A 14,202-nucleotide genomic window follows, 5' to 3' on the forward strand; every position below is an offset into this window, starting at 1 on the left:
CTTAAAGCCGGCCCTTTTGTTATGGAGACCGAGATGACGAAAAGATTTAGCCCCGTCGTACCCTCGCAGTTAGCCAACGAGCTGAACGAGGCATTCGAGTCGGCCGAAGCTCGCACGATCTGCAGGGCCATTGGGAAGGCGCTAGACAACTTCAACATTTCAGAAGTCGCAAGAGAAGCCGGTCTGCAACGAACGAGCATTTATCGAGCCTTCGGGAACGAACGGCTTCCAAACTTTTCGACTGTTCTTGGTGTGCTCACGGCCATGGGATTGGAGATCAGGGTAGTCCCCCGGCGACGTCGCAAACAATCGCCTACCTTTTGATGCCATCAGCGTCGTTGTCGTTAAAGAGACCCATGTTGTGATCTCGGCCCTCGCGCGTGGACAAAGGGCTTCCGAAATAGCACGTGTAAAGGTTTGGTCCTTCAAAATACCACCCGCGGCACCCGAACTGATCAACCGGCCGTCGAGCGGGCGGCGAGTGCCAAACTTCCATCAGAAGACCGAACCCAAGGCCAGGTTGCCCGTCCACCGGCGGGATACGACCGGGTGAACACGCCTCGTTGCTCAATCCGATCGTGAACGAAACGTGCAGCCATGAGCGCGGGCGAAGACTTCGGCCTCTGCAAGTGCGAAGGCACCATTCCCGCCGAACGCCTGTTCGATGTACCGGCCCCGAATTGTCAACTGCTGGTCCGCCCCGATATCATCCAAAACGCTCGCCAGCCGGAGCAAGTAGTCTTCGCGCTGCTCTATGAGCGTCCGCTATCGTGAAGTTGGCTTGCCGCGCTCCTGCCGACCCAGTTCCGGCGTCGGATTAACGACCGCCTTTCAACGATTTTGCGGCATCCAGATGCTTTTACAACGTATCTATTTGGCCGGAAGCATATTCTCCGGCAGCATCCTTACTTTTTGATGCCTTCTTGTACTCGGCGATATCCTTTTGGTGGTCTGCGACCATGTGAGCCGCGAACATTTTATCGAAGCCTGCGCCGGACAGTTTTGACATCTTGTCATGGTCGGCTGTTTGCTTGGCATTCGGTCCGCTTGGTGAGTTCATTCCCAGTCCTTGGGCAGCATCTAAAGCCTTCTGATTGGCGGCGGTGTGGTCTGTGGAAAGCATTCTGCCATATGACTTGACGGCATCACTTTGACCGTTCTGCTGCGCCAGCTCTCCCATGCACTTCAGCGAAATTGCCCTCGATTGCCTTCTTGAGGAACGTTTCGCTTTGCTTATCTTTCGCAGCTGCGTTGGCAATTGAGAGCGCCATCAAGGTTGCTGTCCCGAGCGACAAAAGCATTCTGTTCAAGGCAAACTCCTGTGGGTTGTTTGTCGATGAACACGCCAATCGTGGAAGAGGTTCCAATTGAGCACATGGGGCGCGTTCCCTGTAGCGGTGCTGGCGCAGGTACATCCGCAGGATTGTCTCCGGCTTCGGGCGCTGCCAGCTTACAGGCCGAAGTCCGCACGATCCGCAACAGGAACCGAATAGTGCGGGCACTATTAGCCCCTATGTCCGATCGGGTCCTGTATGAAAGCAGCAACGGCGACGTCTGGTCTTTGGCGCGACACCCGGCTTCGAGCACCCCAGTCGTGAAGCATCAGCCGAATGCCGGCTCAGGAGGACGGACCTCGTACATTGAGATCGGCAGATCCCTGCGGGGGAGCGCAAATGGTCCGGAGCACCAGGCGCTGCTCAACCTGATCGAGACGCTGATACCAGACTAGGGAGGACGCAATGATGCGGTATCCTTGGATTTTAGCGGCAGCCCTTTTCGCAGTCGGCGTCGTTGCCTGGGCTGTGGTGGCTGAGCGCCCTCCAGAGAACCCGCTCCGGATCGATGCTTCCCTGACCTTGGCCGCCGACCCCGACCTTCGATTGGTCTCGGAGCGCAGCCCTTACATGCGGACAGAGCGGTAATAATGGACAGGCGCCCAGCCTCAGCGGAGTCAGCGGTCGCGGGGATAGCCGGGCAAGCCGGGCTCGCACCGCGATGCAGGGCGCGCTCGATTCGGCCTCGCTGATGGTCGCCAAGAACCTGTCGGACGGCAAGATCACGACCAACCAGATTCCCACGGCGGGGCCGGCCTACTTCGCCGCACTGTACACCGAGACCGACGTGCAGAGCGTCCAGGCGGCGGCGACCTACACCGCCAACAGCGGCGGGAAGGGATCGACGGTGGCGATGACTGCCTCGGGCGCGATCAAGTCCCAGTTCATGCAGATCGCCGGCTTCCCGACCCTAGGATTCGGCGTCTCCTCGACTTCGACCTGGGGCAGCAACCTGCTGCGCATCGCGCTGGTGCTGGACAATACCGGTTCGACGAGCGGCACCAAGCTCTCGAACCTGAAGACCGCGTCCAAGAACCTCGTCGACAAGCTCGGGGCGCTCGCCAAGACCCCCGGCGACGTCATGTTCTCCGTCGTGCCCTTCGCGAGCGCCGTAAACGTCGGTACCGATAAGGCCAGCGCCAACTGGCTGCGCTGGGACTTCTGGGATCCAAGATCGGAGGATGCCTCCGGCAACTCCTACTGCAGTTCCGGAAGAAGCTCCTGGTACACGAGGGCGATGTGCAAGGGGCACGGGTACACCTGGAGCCACTCCGTCGGTTCTCCTTCGACTTCGAACTGGAACGGCTGCGTCACCGACCGCGACTAGAGCTACGACGTCTCCGACGCGGCCCCCTCATCGCTGACCACCCAGTTCGTCGCGGATCAGGACCGTACTGCCCGGCCAAGATGCTGGCGCTGACAAGCACCTTCAGCACCGTCAAGAGCACCATAGAGGCGATGGTGGCGAACGGCGGCACCAATCAGACCATCGGGCTGCACTGGGGCTGGCTGTCGCTGCTGCGCCAGTCGCCGCTGAACGCCCCGGCCGAGGACGTCAACAACCAGTACCAGCACGTGATCATCCTGTTCACCGACGGACAGAACACAGTCAACCGCTGGAACGGCGACGGCTCCATGAGCACGTCCTCGACGGAGCGCGGAAAGATCGATACGCGGATGGAGACGCTGTGCGCCGCGGTCAAGGCCAAGAACACCACGATCTACGCCGTTCAGCTTGATGACGGCACCGGCGTGTCGCCCGTGCTGCCCAAATGCGCGAGCGGCTCGGCCACCTTTTTCATGTTGACCACGCCGAGCGAGATTGACGCCGCGTTCGCTCAGATCGGCACCTCGATCTCGAAGCTGCGTCTCGAACTAGCCCGCAAGCGAAATAAGGTCGCTCTTGCGGGCCGACGCGTGAGCGCCAAGGCGATGTCGCTCGTTCAGTTCGAGACATGCCTGTCCGATCTGACCACGTCCGCTTGTCCGGCTAGACCGGAAGTCATCGCCTCACGGGCAAACCGACGCGATTGACCCGAGGTGGACAAAGGGCTTGCTGCCTCACGAAGATTGTCACCACCAGAACGCTTCACGCGTCTCAGTTTGCGGAGACAAACTTTAACCCAATCACCCCTGCCACAATCAAAGCAATGCAAAACAACCGCGCCGGCGACGCAGAGTCGCCGAGCACTGCGATACCTAGAACGGCAGTACCTGCGGCACCGATGCCGGTCCAGACGGCGTACCCCGTGCCGACTGGAAGTGTGCGGAGTGCCAATGAGAGAAGAACGACACTTGATAAGCCGGTGGCGGCCGCAAACAGCGCGGGTAGCAGCCGCGTGAAACCTGCGGACCACTTCATGCCAAAGGCGAATCCGATCTCGAGGAAGCCGGCGGCGGTTAACATTATCCATTCCATGGAGGCGATCCATCCGCGATCGCCAGGCACTACGGCTGGGCGGCGTTTGTAGGGGGGCAGGATGCGCATGGACGGATGTCCATGCGCTACATGTTTGCTCACTGGGGGTCCCTCAGGACTCGCTGACGGCGCGGGGAATCGAGCGGAATGAGATTCCAAATCGATTGAATGCGTTCATCAAGCCGATGGCATAGGTGAGGTCAGCCAATTCCTTGTCGCTGAATGCACTCGTCGCGGCCTCATAGTCGACCTCCGGAACCCCGGTTTCCGCCACTAGCGTCACGGTCTCCGTCCAGGCCAGCGCACAGCGTTCGCGCGCACTGAAGATCTCACCCGCGTCGCGCCACACAGGAACCAGCACGAGCTTGTCGACGGCGACGCCAGACTTGAGCAGATCGCGGGAGTGCATGTCGATGCAGTAGGCACAGCCGTTGATCTGAGAAACCCGTAGATACACGAGATCGACCAGTTGCTTTGGAAGGCCGCTCTTCTGAAGATGGACGTAGACACCTCCAAAAGCCTTGAAGCCTTCCGGCGACGCCTTGGCGTAATCGATGCGCTTGTTCATGATTGAATCCTCATCTGGTTGAGAGATTCGATCGTCTCGCATCTTGGCCTATCCAAGAAGGTCCATGATCGGCCTCCGTTGCTAGACCATCATTTTCCTGGTCCAGAGGTCCCTCTCAAGCGGCTGTCACATCATTTTCAAAATGCGCCCTCCGAGATTTTCGGCTGTACGCTGAGAATCAATATTCGTGAAACTCAAAAGTAGGGCTGAGGCACCATCGTTGCGCGCCGTCCAGTCCGTGAGCGCCTCGGCGTAAAGCTTCTGCTTCCGCATGCTTGCAACCAGCCGGCGGTCTGAACGATTGCCTCGCAGACGCAAGATCAGGTGCATGCCCCCGGGCTGCAAGTCTATGCGCACATATTTTCCGAGCACGCTTTCCAGGCCAGCCGCGGTCGCTTCCCGGCGCTCGGCATAGAGTTTCCGCATTCGCTGGATATGGCGGGCAAAATGTCCTTCGCTAATGAATGCAGTGACGATGGATTGCGTGAGCCCGGGGCAGCCAGCCGAAAGGCTTTCAGTGACCTGCTCAAACAGCTCGACTTGCTCTTCCGGCACTACGAGATAGGCAAGCCGCATACCCGGAAAGAGCACCTTGCTGAACGTGCCCGCATAGAGCACCCGCCCATCGCGGTCGAGGTTCTTCAACGCAGGGAGCGGGCGGCTGACATAGCGGTATTCGCCATCGTAATCGTCTTCGATGATCCACGCCTTGTTTCGCGCGGCCCAATCCAGTAGCGCAAGACGTCGGGGTAACGACAAGGACATGCCGAGCGGGCTCTGATGCGCAGGCGTGACTACCGCTGCGCGCGCCAGGGGCGCCAGCTTGACCGCGTCGGAAACAACCATGCCCTGCCCATCGACAGGGACCAAGACGCTTTCAACATGCATATACTTGCATATCTCTCGCGTGGGCGGGTATCCGGGGTCTTCGAGCCAGACGCGATCGCCCGCCTGGAGCAGGGCGTTGCCGATCAGCTCGACAGTTTGGCGATACCCCGAGGTGATGAACACCTGCGATGCAGTGCAGTTGATGCCGCGCGAGACCTGAAGGTATCTGGCGACTTCCGCGCGCAGCAAAGGTAAGCCTTGGACAGGAGGATGGATCATATCGGAAGGCTGCATGGCGCGCGCACGGCGCGCGGTAAGGCGCGCCCAAATCTTTCTTGGAAACGCATCCAGGGCAGGCAAGCCCATCTGAAAGGGTAAGATCGTATCGGGACGAAAACTGAGAGCGTCCGGAGCGAAGTCCAAAGGCGGCGCTGGGCTTGCCATGAGCGTACGCGGCTTGAGGTCCGGGCTTACAATGGTGCCTGCCTGGCCGCGTGCCTCGATTAACCCCTCCGCGGCCAGCAAGGAATAAGCGGTTTCGATGGTACCTCTGGCGAGTCCCAATTCCCCGGTCAGTGCCCTCGCCGAAGGAATGCGGTCGCCGGGCTTCAACATTCCATTGGCGATCGCGTCCCGGAACCGTTCGTAAATCTGGCGGTAGAATGGCTCGGTCGCCGTCGGATCCAGCGGAGAGATCCTTCCAGGCGTGGCGGCAGACATGGCCCGATCCGATCTTTTCCATGAAGGAAACCACTATGCCACAACGGTTCGGATGGGTCTCCAGTTCTCGCAGGACTCCAGCAGTCTAGCCCAGCGCGGGGGCATATCATGGACCAGTCGCAAAGCTCCTTCATGGTCCTTGGATGCAGGCCTCCATTGCTTATCGTTCATGATCCGAGTTCAAACAGCAGCGATCGGACAGTCAATGGAGAAGATACTGCATTTGATTTGCAGCCCCCGGGGGCAGGCATCGGAGAGTTACAGGCTATCTCAGAAAATCATCGGCAATTTGCTGGATAGCGAGCCCGCGGCAACCGTCATCATTCGAGCCATCAGCGACGCCATCGCCGATCTCGATGAGCGTTACGCAACTGCTCTCGGTGGGACCGAGCGATCGTGCGCGGAATATTTGCCGAGGGCTCGATGTCGCGGTCCGAAGAGTTGATCCAAGAGTTGGAGAGCGCCGACTGCGTGGTCATCGCAACTCCAATGCATAACTTCACCGTGCCAGCCGCTCTCAAGGCGTGGATTGATCACGTCGTTCGGGTCCGTCGAACTTTCGACGTGACTGCCCAAGGAAAAGTGGGGGCGCTGAAGACCGGCCGGTCTTTGTCGCAGTGTCCTCGGACGGGCGATTTTCCGGCGAGCGCACGCATCAGCCCGATTTTCTCACGCCATATCTTAAAGCTATCCTCGGCAGCATCGGGCTGCATGATCTGACGTTCTTCTCCGTCGAGGGGTCCGCCCTTGGTGCTGATGCATTGGCCATAGCCGGGCCACCACCGATCAAGCGATACAGGAGTTCTTTCTCCGTTTCGCATGCACTTCAGCGGTGGCGTTTCGGCAAGCTGTGTGAGCGGCCGACGGCCGTCGATTTCAATCACAGTTCTCGGAGAAACAACATGACGGTCGTCAAAGCCGCTGCCGTACAGATCAGCCCCGTGCTCTACAGCCGGGAAGGAACAGTGCAAAGAGTAATCCGAAAGATCGCCGAGCTCGCCAGGCTGGGGGTCCAGTTCGCGACGTTTCCGGAAACAGTGGTGCCATACTATCCCTATTTCTCGTTTGTGCAGACGCCCTTCGAGATCAGGACAGGCAAGGAGCACCTCAGGCTGCTCGATCAGGCCATAGCGGTACCCTCAGCCACCACAGAAGCCATCGGCGAGGCTGCGAGGCAGGCCACGATGGTGGTGTCGATAGGCGTCAACGAACGCGACGGCGGCACGCTCTACAACACGCAATTGTTGTTCGACGCAGACGGCACCTTGATCCAGCGCCGGCGCAAGATCAGTCCCACTTTCCATGAGCGCATGATTTGGGGCCAGGGCGATGGTTCCGGGCTGCGCGCAGTGGATAGCGCCGTCGGCCGTGTCGGCCAGCTGGCATGCTGGGAGCACTACAATCCGCTGGCGCGCTATGCCCTTATGGCTGACGGCGAGCAAATCCATTCAGCCATGTACCCGGGTTCGTTCGCCGGTGATCGCTTCGCCGAGCAGACACAAGTGAATATCCGCCAACACGCCCTTGAAGCGGGCTGTTTCGTCGTCAACGCAACAGCGTGGCTTGATGGCGAACAGCAAGCGCAGATCATGAAGGACACCGGATGCAGCATTGGCCCGATTTCCGGCGGCTGCTTCACTGCAATTATTTCACCCGAAGGTGAATTGATCGGTGAACCCTTGCGATCCGGCGAAGGCCACGTGATTGCCGATCTCGATTTCTCGATGATCGATCGCCGCAAGCAGATGATGGACTCGCGCGGCCACTACAGTCGACCGGAACTTCTCAGCCTGGCTATCGACCGCACAGCGGCGTCCCACTTCCATGAACGCGGTACGCATCCTCTGCCGATCATCGCGGGGCCGGTTGATGAAGATAGCGTCAAGGCGGCATAGTGCTGCTGGCCATTCCGAGAGGATGCGTTCTTTGGACTTCCGGGCCGCAAACCCGTTGTGCTGATATCAAAGCCCGCAACGATACGGCCACTACCACCTGCGCCGATGCCAGTCAGTCCTCTTACCACGCGCCAGTTCAATCGCGCCTGCCATGCGGCTGCCCACATGGCCGGGATCGACAAGCGGGTATCTCCGCACACACTCCGGCACAACTTTGCCACCCATCTTCTGGAACAGAACATCGATATCATAGTGATCCAGGTGCTGCTCGGCCACGCCAAGCTCGATACCACGGCGCTCTACACCCGCCTCGCCACCAAGACGATCCGCGAGATCATGAGCCTGCGCGATCACATCATGGGCAAGCTCAAGGAGGCCGAGCCACCCGCCTGACGTGCGGCTCGCGTGCCGCGCCCAGCGCTGGAGGTCGCGGATATTTTCCGCGACCGTGGACCGGCATGGCGTCAAGCCAACGCCGGCCATGTGAGCCTCGGCCAGCTCAAGGTCACGTCAGCCATCGAGAGCTGCCGCAGGGCATCGCTCGGGGGACATGTCGAGCGATCCGAGGATTGTGTCCACACCCAGATCGCCTACAACGCTTGTCGCAATCGGCATTGCCCGAAGTGCCAGGGCGCCGCGGCGAAGCAATGGCTCGCCGAGCGCGAGGCCGATCTGCTGCCCGTGCTGTACTTCCATGTCGTGTTCACGCTGCCGGCGGGCATCGCCGACATCGCCTACCAAAACAAGGCCGTCATCTACGACCTGGTGTTCAAGGCCTCGGCCGAAACGCTGACCACGATCGCCGCCGATCCAAAGCATCTGGGCGCCCGCATCGGCATCACCTCCGTGCTGCACAGCTGGGGTTCGGCGCTCACCCAACACCCGCACGTGCACATGATCGTGCCGGGCGGGGGCATCTCGCCCGACGGCACGCGCTGGGTATCGTGCCGTCCCGGCTTCTTCCTGCCGGTGCGCGTGCTCTCGCGCCTGTACCGCAGGCTGCTCCTGGAGAAGCTCATCGCGACCCACAAGGCCGGCCGCCCGTACGTATTCGGCAATCAAACGCCACTTGCCGATGCGCAAGCCTTCGCGGCTCACCTCGCACCGCTGCGCAACGCCGAATGGGTGGTCTATGCCAAGCGTCCGTTCGGCGGTCCCGAGGCCGTGTTGGCCTATCTGTCGCGCTATACACACCGCGTCGCCATCGCCAACAGCCGCCTGATCGCCCTCGACCAGCACGGTGTCACCTTCAGATGGAAGGATTACCGCGTCGAGGGCCGCGGACGACAGAAGATCATGATCCTGGCCACCGGCGAGTTCATCCGCCGCTTCCTCATCCACGTGCTGCCAAAGGGCTTCAACCGCATCCGCCATTACGGCCTGCTGGCGCGGGGCGCTTGCGCCGGCAACATCGCACGCGCCCGCGAGCTGCTCGCCATCAAAAAACGTGAGGATGCGCCCACCGAGACCATCGCCGTCGCCGACAAGCCGCGGTGTCCATGCTGCGGCGGCCGTATGATCCTCATCGAGCTCTTCGTGCGCGGCGAGACACCGCGCCATTCGCCAGCCGCTCCAACCCGCGCCATCAGGATCGACACCTCATGACCACACAACGGCGGTTCTGCAAAACGATCATCTTGCCCGCCGCTCATCAAACGGCCACCGCGGAGTGCATCCAAATGTTCTGCTATCGTCCAATCCGCCGACAATGCTGCGAGTTAGACGCCGCCAACCACTCAGTCGCCGCCGCGCCACCGCCCCGCAGTTCGCTGCATCGGTTCGAACTCAATCGGCCAACTCGCCTGCGGCGCTCAAATCCCCATAGAGCCTGCCGCGCCATTCCCGCCCACCATGCGCGGTTTCCTCCCCTGGAGGCTTTCGGACGCCGGCCCCGTGCACGCCGCCCCACCGTCATGGGGCCGGCATCCAAAACCCTTCACATTTGCGGACGTCCTAGGACACCGCCGCTGCCATCGGAACCCGATCAAGCGACTTAGGTTGAAAGGGACGCATCGACAATCTCGGATACTTGCAATGCATCCCGACAGGCCGACTTTTCTGGGCGTTGAGGCTTGTGACTTGACCAGCGCCCTGCCCGCGGCCGACGTGATCTTGTTTGGCGCTTCCGATGCCACGCCGTACGTTGTAGGTCAGACGAGCCATGCCGCCAAAGCGCCGGACTTCATTCGTCGCGCTCTGCGTCATTATGAGAGCGATCTCACCCGTTGGGATTTTGATCAAGAAGCGGAGCTGCTCACTCCAGCCAAATTGAAGGTCTTGGATGGTGGAAACTTGGTGACGGATCCCATGACACCTGAGAGCAATCGTGATGCCATCAGAACGACCACGCAAGCTGTCCTTTCGGCTGGCGCAGTTCCGATCCTGCTAGGCGGGGATGATTCAGTTCCGATACCTTTCTTCGAAGCATTTCGCAAAAGCAAAGGGCTAACGATCCTGCAGATTGATGCCCATCTTGATTGGCGTGATCAGCGAAACGGATCGGGCTATACATTCTCAAGCACAATGCGGCGAGCCAGCGAATTGCCCTGGGTAAGACGCATCGTGCAGGTTGGGTTGCGCGGCATTGGCGGCTCTGGTCGTGCCGAATTTGACTGTGCAAAGGCGTGGGGCACCAAGATCGTCACAGCAAGAGATATTCGGCTTCATGGGATCGCAAGCGTTCTTGCAGAGATAGAGGACGATAGCGAGTGCTTGATTACCATTGATTGCGACGGTCTCGATCCATCAGTCATCCCAGGCGTGCTCATACCACAGCCAGGCGGTCTATCCTATTTTGACGTTGTCGATCTTATGCAGGGTGTCGCGTCAAAGTGCAGAATAGTTGGGCTCGACGTCGTCGAGTTCGTCCCCGAGCGCGACGTGCAAAATCTTGGAGCGATTGCTATCTCGCGGATTATCTGCAATGGGCTAGGTTGTATTCGGCAACGAGCCGTATAACTGCTGCTCTTGACGCTTCCTCTGACCCCGCGAGAGGGCCATCCGTCTTGCGGTGCTGAGGTCGAGCAGATCAGTCCCTTCGGGGTGAACGTCGATCTCGCAGCTGGTGTGCTGATCAAAAAAGTATGTGGCCATCGGCGGACAACAGTTCCGAGCACGCCGAGTCCTTCGCAGCCCACTTTAAGACGAAGCCCACCATCCCGCAGGAAATGGCTCCATCAAATCCACTGTAATGTGGTTGTCGTTCAGAGGCTCTGGGCTCGGATCCTCCGTCTTTTCCAGAAGCGCCGCGGCGGAAAGAACAAGCCACTGCGAAGACTCGGGCGAGTTCGAAGCCAGCCTTTTATTCTCGTTCAAATGTTGCTCCCCCGAATGCGTCGATCATCCGATAGAATTCGAAGGGCTCGCCTCCGTTCCTGCGCTCGAGCGATGATGAGGGGAAGTGGCTTCCTAGCAACACTGCCTTGATGAGAAGAGACGTCTCTGGCGTAAACACCCGCGAAGCGCGCAAGCTGCGCCTCTATGGGAGCGCCAGAATCAGCCGCAGTTGCTCCTTCAATTGGTCGATGGAAAACGGCTTGCCGATTGCGGGGGCATTCCTGAATTCCTCCTCCAGCGGCGGTCCGCCGTAGCCGGTGCTGAACAGGAAAGGAATCTTTCGGTCGCGCAAGATGCGCGCTACCGGGAAAACGAACTTCCCGGCCAGGTTGACGTCAAGCAAAGCTAGATCGAACGTTGCCCTGGTGGCAAGTTCGCACGCCTTCGTCACGTGGGCGGCCGAGGCGACCACTTTCAACCCCAATTCCTCGAGCATGTCTTCGATCATGAGGGCCACCAATCCCTCATCTTCGACCAGGAGAACCCTGGCGCCGGACAGCTCAACCATTGGACGATGCAGGCACAATGGGAAACACCATGCGGCAGCGGGTGCCCTCCGGCTCGAACACCAGATCGAACTCGCCGGCGAGGTCATGCTCGACGCAACGCTCCATCAGTCGCGTGCCGAAGCCGCGCCGCTTGGGTGGCGAAACCAGTGGCCCGCCACGTTCGCGCCACTCGCACTCCACCGTGTTGTGCGACAGTTCGTTCGGGCCAAGCCGCCAAGTGAGGGACACAGCCCCGTCTGGCACCGAGAGTGCGCCGTATTTTGCAGCGTTGGTCAGAAGTTCGTTGAGCACCATGGTGATGCTCAGCGCCGTTCGGGCGTCCAGATCGACGTGGGGCCCCTGCGTCGTCACGCGTCCGCCCGACACCGGAGCAACGATATCGTAGACCAGCCTTTCTAAAGGTGCCTCCTGCCAGTTTCGCCTGGTGAGCAGGTCATGCGCGCGGGCAAGCGCAAGCAGCCGCCCAGTGAACGTTGGCAGGAATTCCTGCAGGTCGGCGGCGTGGCGCGCGGTCTGGCTCGCGAGCGACTGCACGGTGGCCAGAGTGTTCTTCACACGATGGTTGAGCTCGTCAATTAAGATCTTTTGGGCGTTCTCGGCGCGCTTGCGCTCGCTGATATCGACCAGCATGTTGATGGCGCCGACCAGATTTCCCGCGGCGTCTCGCAGGGGCGTCGGATAAGGAATAAAGGGTACGCGTCTGCCGTCCGGGCGTTCGGCCACCGCTTCGGCACCGCGGACCTCACGGTTTTCGCGCAGCGCGACGGCCATCGGGCACTCATTGTGCGGCAGTGGCGTGCCGTCGGGCCAATAGAGTTTCCAGGTCACACACCATTCGTCGCCCGGCTGCGGCGTTCTGCCCGCCATCTCGACCGCCGCCCGATTGTAGAAATTGATGCGACCCTCGGCATCCGTCGTGTAAATGGCTGCTGGCAGCGCCTCGAGGAGATCGCGCATGCGTTGCTCGCCGTCGCGCAGGCGGTCCTCCAGTTGCTTGGTGGTGGTGACATCCTGGGCGACGCGCACGCCATAAAGGAATCGGCCTGCCGAATCCCGCACCGACGAGCTGAAAATGTCGAGATGGCGCACGGACCCGTCAGGCCGCAGTGCGCGCTTGCGAATCGTGTAGTTGTCGATGTCGCCACGGACCTGCCGCGCGTAGAACTCAGCGTCCTCGGTCTGGTCGTCGGGATGGGTGTAGTCGAAGAAGGTCATCCGCAACAGCTCGTCGCGCGAGCGCGCAGAGATGCGGCAGAGGGAATCATTCACCCGCAAGAAGCGGCCGTTCTCGTCGGTTTCGGAGATGCCGACGCTGGCGGCCTCATAAGTTGCCGCGAGCCGGGCTTCACTAGCTCGGCGCGCCTCTTCGGCAGCATGCAGTTCGGTGACGTCAATGGTGAAGCAGCGCGTGTTGACGAACTTGCCGTCCACAAAACGGCTGTTCGACGTAATCAGCGTGTGCTTGACAGAGCCATCACGCGCCCGCAGCCGCGCAGGGTAGCGATCGAGCGGCTCGCCACATGAAAGACGGTGAAGGATATCGCCGATCACCGGCGCGTCGACATGAAACTCGGCGACGTGGCGACCAATGTACTCCTCGCGCCTGTACCCAAGCAGATCCAACTCAGCTTTGTTGGCACGAAGGATAATCCCTTCTCCGCTGACGATATGAAGGCCCACCGCCCCATTATCGAAAAAGTCCTCCAGGTCCTGCGTCTCCCGGCGGACTTCCTCCTCGACCTGCTTGCGTCCGGTGATGTCCTGGAAGCAATTTATGGCGCCTTGGATGCGGCCAGCTTGATCGCGCAACGCCCGGATGTTGAGCAGGGCCGCGAAGCGAGAGCCATCCGGCCGCGCCATTATGACTTCGGCATTGCGCGTCGGCGTTCCCATACGAACCGCGGTGGCCATGGGACAGTCGGCATGGGCAAGCGGACTTCCATCGAGCAGGTGGAGCCGGTGTGAACCGCAAAAGCGCTCCTTCCTGACGATGTCAGGTGTTCGGCCCCACAATTCCACGGCCTCGGCGTTGTAGGCGACAAGCAGTCCATCGGCGTCACAAAGATAGACCGCGCCGGGAATGGCATCGAGCGCGGCGCGGCCGGCCGCGGCCAGCGCCTCGAACTCCGTGGGCCTTTGGCGGGCGGACAGCGGGAATTCTTCGACGTTTGACATGAGGCGCTCGGCTCTCGGGGCGAGAGGAGCGACGGCCCGATGCGAGCCTCGCCTATTGAAATGAACATGGGCGGACGCCCCTGCAGCCCGCCGAACCGCTGATAACTTTAGCACGCGCCAATTGGTTCCCCCGGTACCCCCCTCCGATTTCGGCTAGGGGTCAATCGCGTCGGTGCAGACCTCTACCAGTCACTTCCGGCCTACCCCGAACTGCGGACATAGTGGAACCGGCGCAGCTGGTCCGGAACGGGCCAACACCAGACTCATGCAGCGCGGCGGGCCTTCTATTCAATCACCTCGTCGGCACGTACCAGCAACGATGGCGGAACGGTGAGACCGAGCGCCTTGGCCGTCTTCATGTTGATGATGAGGACGAACTTTGTTGGCCTCTCTACCGGGAGGTCCATAGGCTTGGCGC

Annotated in this window: 15 protein-coding genes and 2 pseudogenes; 9 read left to right on the top strand and 8 right to left on the bottom strand. The window is 60.5% G+C overall.

The genetic code is table 11. The features are described from left to right. Positions 1 to 33: 33 nt before the first annotated feature. Positions 34 to 324 carry an addiction module antidote protein gene (locus tag IVA74_RS35965; RefSeq protein ID WP_247352240.1) on the top strand — a complete coding sequence of 97 codons (291 nt, stop codon included), beginning with the start codon at positions 34 to 36 and terminating at the stop codon, positions 322 to 324. 273 nt (positions 325 to 597) lie between these two features. Then, on the top strand, positions 598 to 774 hold the full coding sequence (locus IVA74_RS35970) for a hypothetical protein (protein WP_247352241.1): 177 nt from the start codon (positions 598 to 600) through the stop codon (positions 772 to 774). Positions 775 to 859: 85 nt separating this feature from the next. Here IVA74_RS35970 and IVA74_RS35975 read toward each other — a convergent pair whose 3' ends face one another. Together IVA74_RS35975 and IVA74_RS35980 are read right to left on the bottom strand one after the other, a co-directional pair. Continuing rightward, positions 860 to 1,180, bottom strand: a complete 321-nt coding sequence (locus IVA74_RS35975; protein WP_247352242.1) for a DUF4142 domain-containing protein — start codon at positions 1,178 to 1,180, stop codon at positions 860 to 862. After that, on the bottom strand, positions 1,146 to 1,310 hold the full coding sequence (locus IVA74_RS35980) for a hypothetical protein (RefSeq protein ID WP_247352243.1): 165 nt from the start codon (positions 1,308 to 1,310) through the stop codon (positions 1,146 to 1,148). Before IVA74_RS35980 ends, IVA74_RS35975 begins: the two co-directional genes overlap by 35 nt. 685 nt (positions 1,311 to 1,995) lie before the next feature. Here IVA74_RS35980 and IVA74_RS35985 point away from each other — a divergent pair. Both IVA74_RS35985 and IVA74_RS35990 read left to right on the top strand, forming a co-directional pair. Further along, positions 1,996 to 2,661 carry a hypothetical protein gene (locus tag IVA74_RS35985; RefSeq protein WP_247352244.1) on the top strand — a complete coding sequence of 222 codons (666 nt, stop codon included), beginning with the start codon at positions 1,996 to 1,998 and terminating at the stop codon, positions 2,659 to 2,661. Between the two features lie 80 nt (positions 2,662 to 2,741). Next, entirely contained in the window at positions 2,742 to 3,368 is a 627-nt protein-coding gene (locus tag IVA74_RS35990) for a hypothetical protein (RefSeq protein WP_247352245.1), read from the top strand. Between the two features lie 64 nt (positions 3,369 to 3,432). Here the strand turns inward: IVA74_RS35990 and IVA74_RS35995 are convergent, their stop codons facing one another. The 3 genes from IVA74_RS35995 to IVA74_RS36005 all read right to left on the bottom strand — a co-directional run bounded on the left by IVA74_RS35995 (position 3,433) and on the right by IVA74_RS36005 (position 5,869). After that, the gene (locus IVA74_RS35995) at positions 3,433 to 3,753 is read right to left on the bottom strand and encodes an SMR family transporter (protein ID WP_247352257.1); all 321 of its coding nucleotides are present in this window, start codon (positions 3,751 to 3,753) and stop codon (positions 3,433 to 3,435) included. Between the two features lie 112 nt (positions 3,754 to 3,865). Next, on the bottom strand, positions 3,866 to 4,321 hold the full coding sequence (locus tag IVA74_RS36000; protein WP_247352246.1) for a carboxymuconolactone decarboxylase family protein: 456 nt from the start codon (positions 4,319 to 4,321) through the stop codon (positions 3,866 to 3,868). Positions 4,322 to 4,447: 126 nt separating this feature from the next. After that, positions 4,448 to 5,869, bottom strand: coding sequence for a PLP-dependent aminotransferase family protein (locus IVA74_RS36005; RefSeq protein WP_247352247.1), 1,422 nt, complete (start codon positions 5,867 to 5,869; stop codon positions 4,448 to 4,450). 423 nt (positions 5,870 to 6,292) lie between these two features. Between IVA74_RS36005 and IVA74_RS40890 the strand changes: the two genes are divergently transcribed. The 5 genes and pseudogenes from IVA74_RS40890 (at position 6,293) to IVA74_RS36030 (ending at position 10,722) form a co-directional block, all read left to right on the top strand. Then, entirely contained in the window at positions 6,293 to 6,589 is a 297-nt protein-coding gene (locus tag IVA74_RS40890) for an NAD(P)H-dependent oxidoreductase (RefSeq protein ID WP_346731000.1), read from the top strand. A gap of 182 nt (positions 6,590 to 6,771) precedes the next feature. Next, positions 6,772 to 7,764 carry a nitrilase-related carbon-nitrogen hydrolase gene (locus IVA74_RS36015; RefSeq protein ID WP_247352258.1) on the top strand — a complete coding sequence of 331 codons (993 nt, stop codon included), beginning with the start codon at positions 6,772 to 6,774 and terminating at the stop codon, positions 7,762 to 7,764. 117 nt (positions 7,765 to 7,881) lie between these two features. Further along, positions 7,882 to 8,157: pseudogene (locus IVA74_RS36020) on the top strand (tyrosine-type recombinase/integrase); the annotation flags it as partial. 42 nt (positions 8,158 to 8,199) lie between these two features. Continuing rightward, a complete protein-coding gene (locus IVA74_RS36025) occupies positions 8,200 to 9,369 on the top strand; it encodes an IS91 family transposase (protein WP_247352259.1) in 1,170 nt (389 codons plus the stop codon). A 429-nt stretch (positions 9,370 to 9,798) separates the two neighbouring features. Next, on the top strand, positions 9,799 to 10,722 hold the full coding sequence (locus tag IVA74_RS36030) for an arginase family protein (RefSeq protein ID WP_247352248.1): 924 nt from the start codon (positions 9,799 to 9,801) through the stop codon (positions 10,720 to 10,722). A gap of 520 nt (positions 10,723 to 11,242) precedes the next feature. On the opposite strand, the gene IVA74_RS36035 is transcribed toward IVA74_RS36030, so the two are convergent. From IVA74_RS36035 to IVA74_RS36045, 3 genes and pseudogenes are all read right to left on the bottom strand, one after another. Continuing rightward, positions 11,243 to 11,608 (bottom strand): response regulator, encoded by a 366-nt coding sequence (locus tag IVA74_RS36035; RefSeq protein WP_247352249.1) that lies wholly within the window; start codon positions 11,606 to 11,608, stop codon positions 11,243 to 11,245. Further along, entirely contained in the window at positions 11,601 to 13,784 is a 2,184-nt protein-coding gene (locus IVA74_RS36040) for a PAS domain S-box protein (RefSeq protein ID WP_247352250.1), read from the bottom strand. The genes IVA74_RS36035 and IVA74_RS36040 overlap by 8 nt, the downstream gene beginning before the upstream one ends. 284 nt (positions 13,785 to 14,068) lie before the next feature. Then, a pseudogene (locus IVA74_RS36045) lies at positions 14,069 to 14,202 on the bottom strand (ABC transporter substrate-binding protein); the annotation flags it as partial.

The sequence above is a fragment of the Bradyrhizobium sp. 132 genome (assembly GCF_023074185.1).
Lineage (GTDB): Bacteria > Pseudomonadota > Alphaproteobacteria > Rhizobiales > Xanthobacteraceae > Bradyrhizobium.

Coding starts and splice junctions, on each gene's coding strand:
- IVA74_RS35965 (WP_247352240.1), top strand. CDS start 34: ATGACGAAAAGATTTAGCCCCGTCGTACCCTCGCAGTTAGCCAACGAG.
- IVA74_RS35970 (WP_247352241.1), top strand. CDS start 598: ATGAGCGCGGGCGAAGACTTCGGCCTCTGCAAGTGCGAAGGCACCATT.
- IVA74_RS35975 (WP_247352242.1), bottom strand. CDS start 1,180: ATGGGAGAGCTGGCGCAGCAGAACGGTCAAAGTGATGCCGTCAAGTCA.
- IVA74_RS35985 (WP_247352244.1), top strand. CDS start 1,996: ATGCAGGGCGCGCTCGATTCGGCCTCGCTGATGGTCGCCAAGAACCTG.
- IVA74_RS35990 (WP_247352245.1), top strand. CDS start 2,742: ATGCTGGCGCTGACAAGCACCTTCAGCACCGTCAAGAGCACCATAGAG.
- IVA74_RS35995 (WP_247352257.1), bottom strand. CDS start 3,753: ATGGAATGGATAATGTTAACCGCCGCCGGCTTCCTCGAGATCGGATTC.
- IVA74_RS36000 (WP_247352246.1), bottom strand. CDS start 4,321: ATGAACAAGCGCATCGATTACGCCAAGGCGTCGCCGGAAGGCTTCAAG.
- IVA74_RS36005 (WP_247352247.1), bottom strand. CDS start 5,869: ATGTCTGCCGCCACGCCTGGAAGGATCTCTCCGCTGGATCCGACGGCG.
- IVA74_RS40890 (WP_346731000.1), top strand. CDS start 6,293: ATGTCGCGGTCCGAAGAGTTGATCCAAGAGTTGGAGAGCGCCGACTGC.
- IVA74_RS36015 (WP_247352258.1), top strand. CDS start 6,772: ATGACGGTCGTCAAAGCCGCTGCCGTACAGATCAGCCCCGTGCTCTAC.
- IVA74_RS36030 (WP_247352248.1), top strand. CDS start 9,799: ATGCATCCCGACAGGCCGACTTTTCTGGGCGTTGAGGCTTGTGACTTG.
- IVA74_RS36035 (WP_247352249.1), bottom strand. CDS start 11,608: ATGGTTGAGCTGTCCGGCGCCAGGGTTCTCCTGGTCGAAGATGAGGGA.
- IVA74_RS36040 (WP_247352250.1), bottom strand. CDS start 13,784: ATGTCAAACGTCGAAGAATTCCCGCTGTCCGCCCGCCAAAGGCCCACG.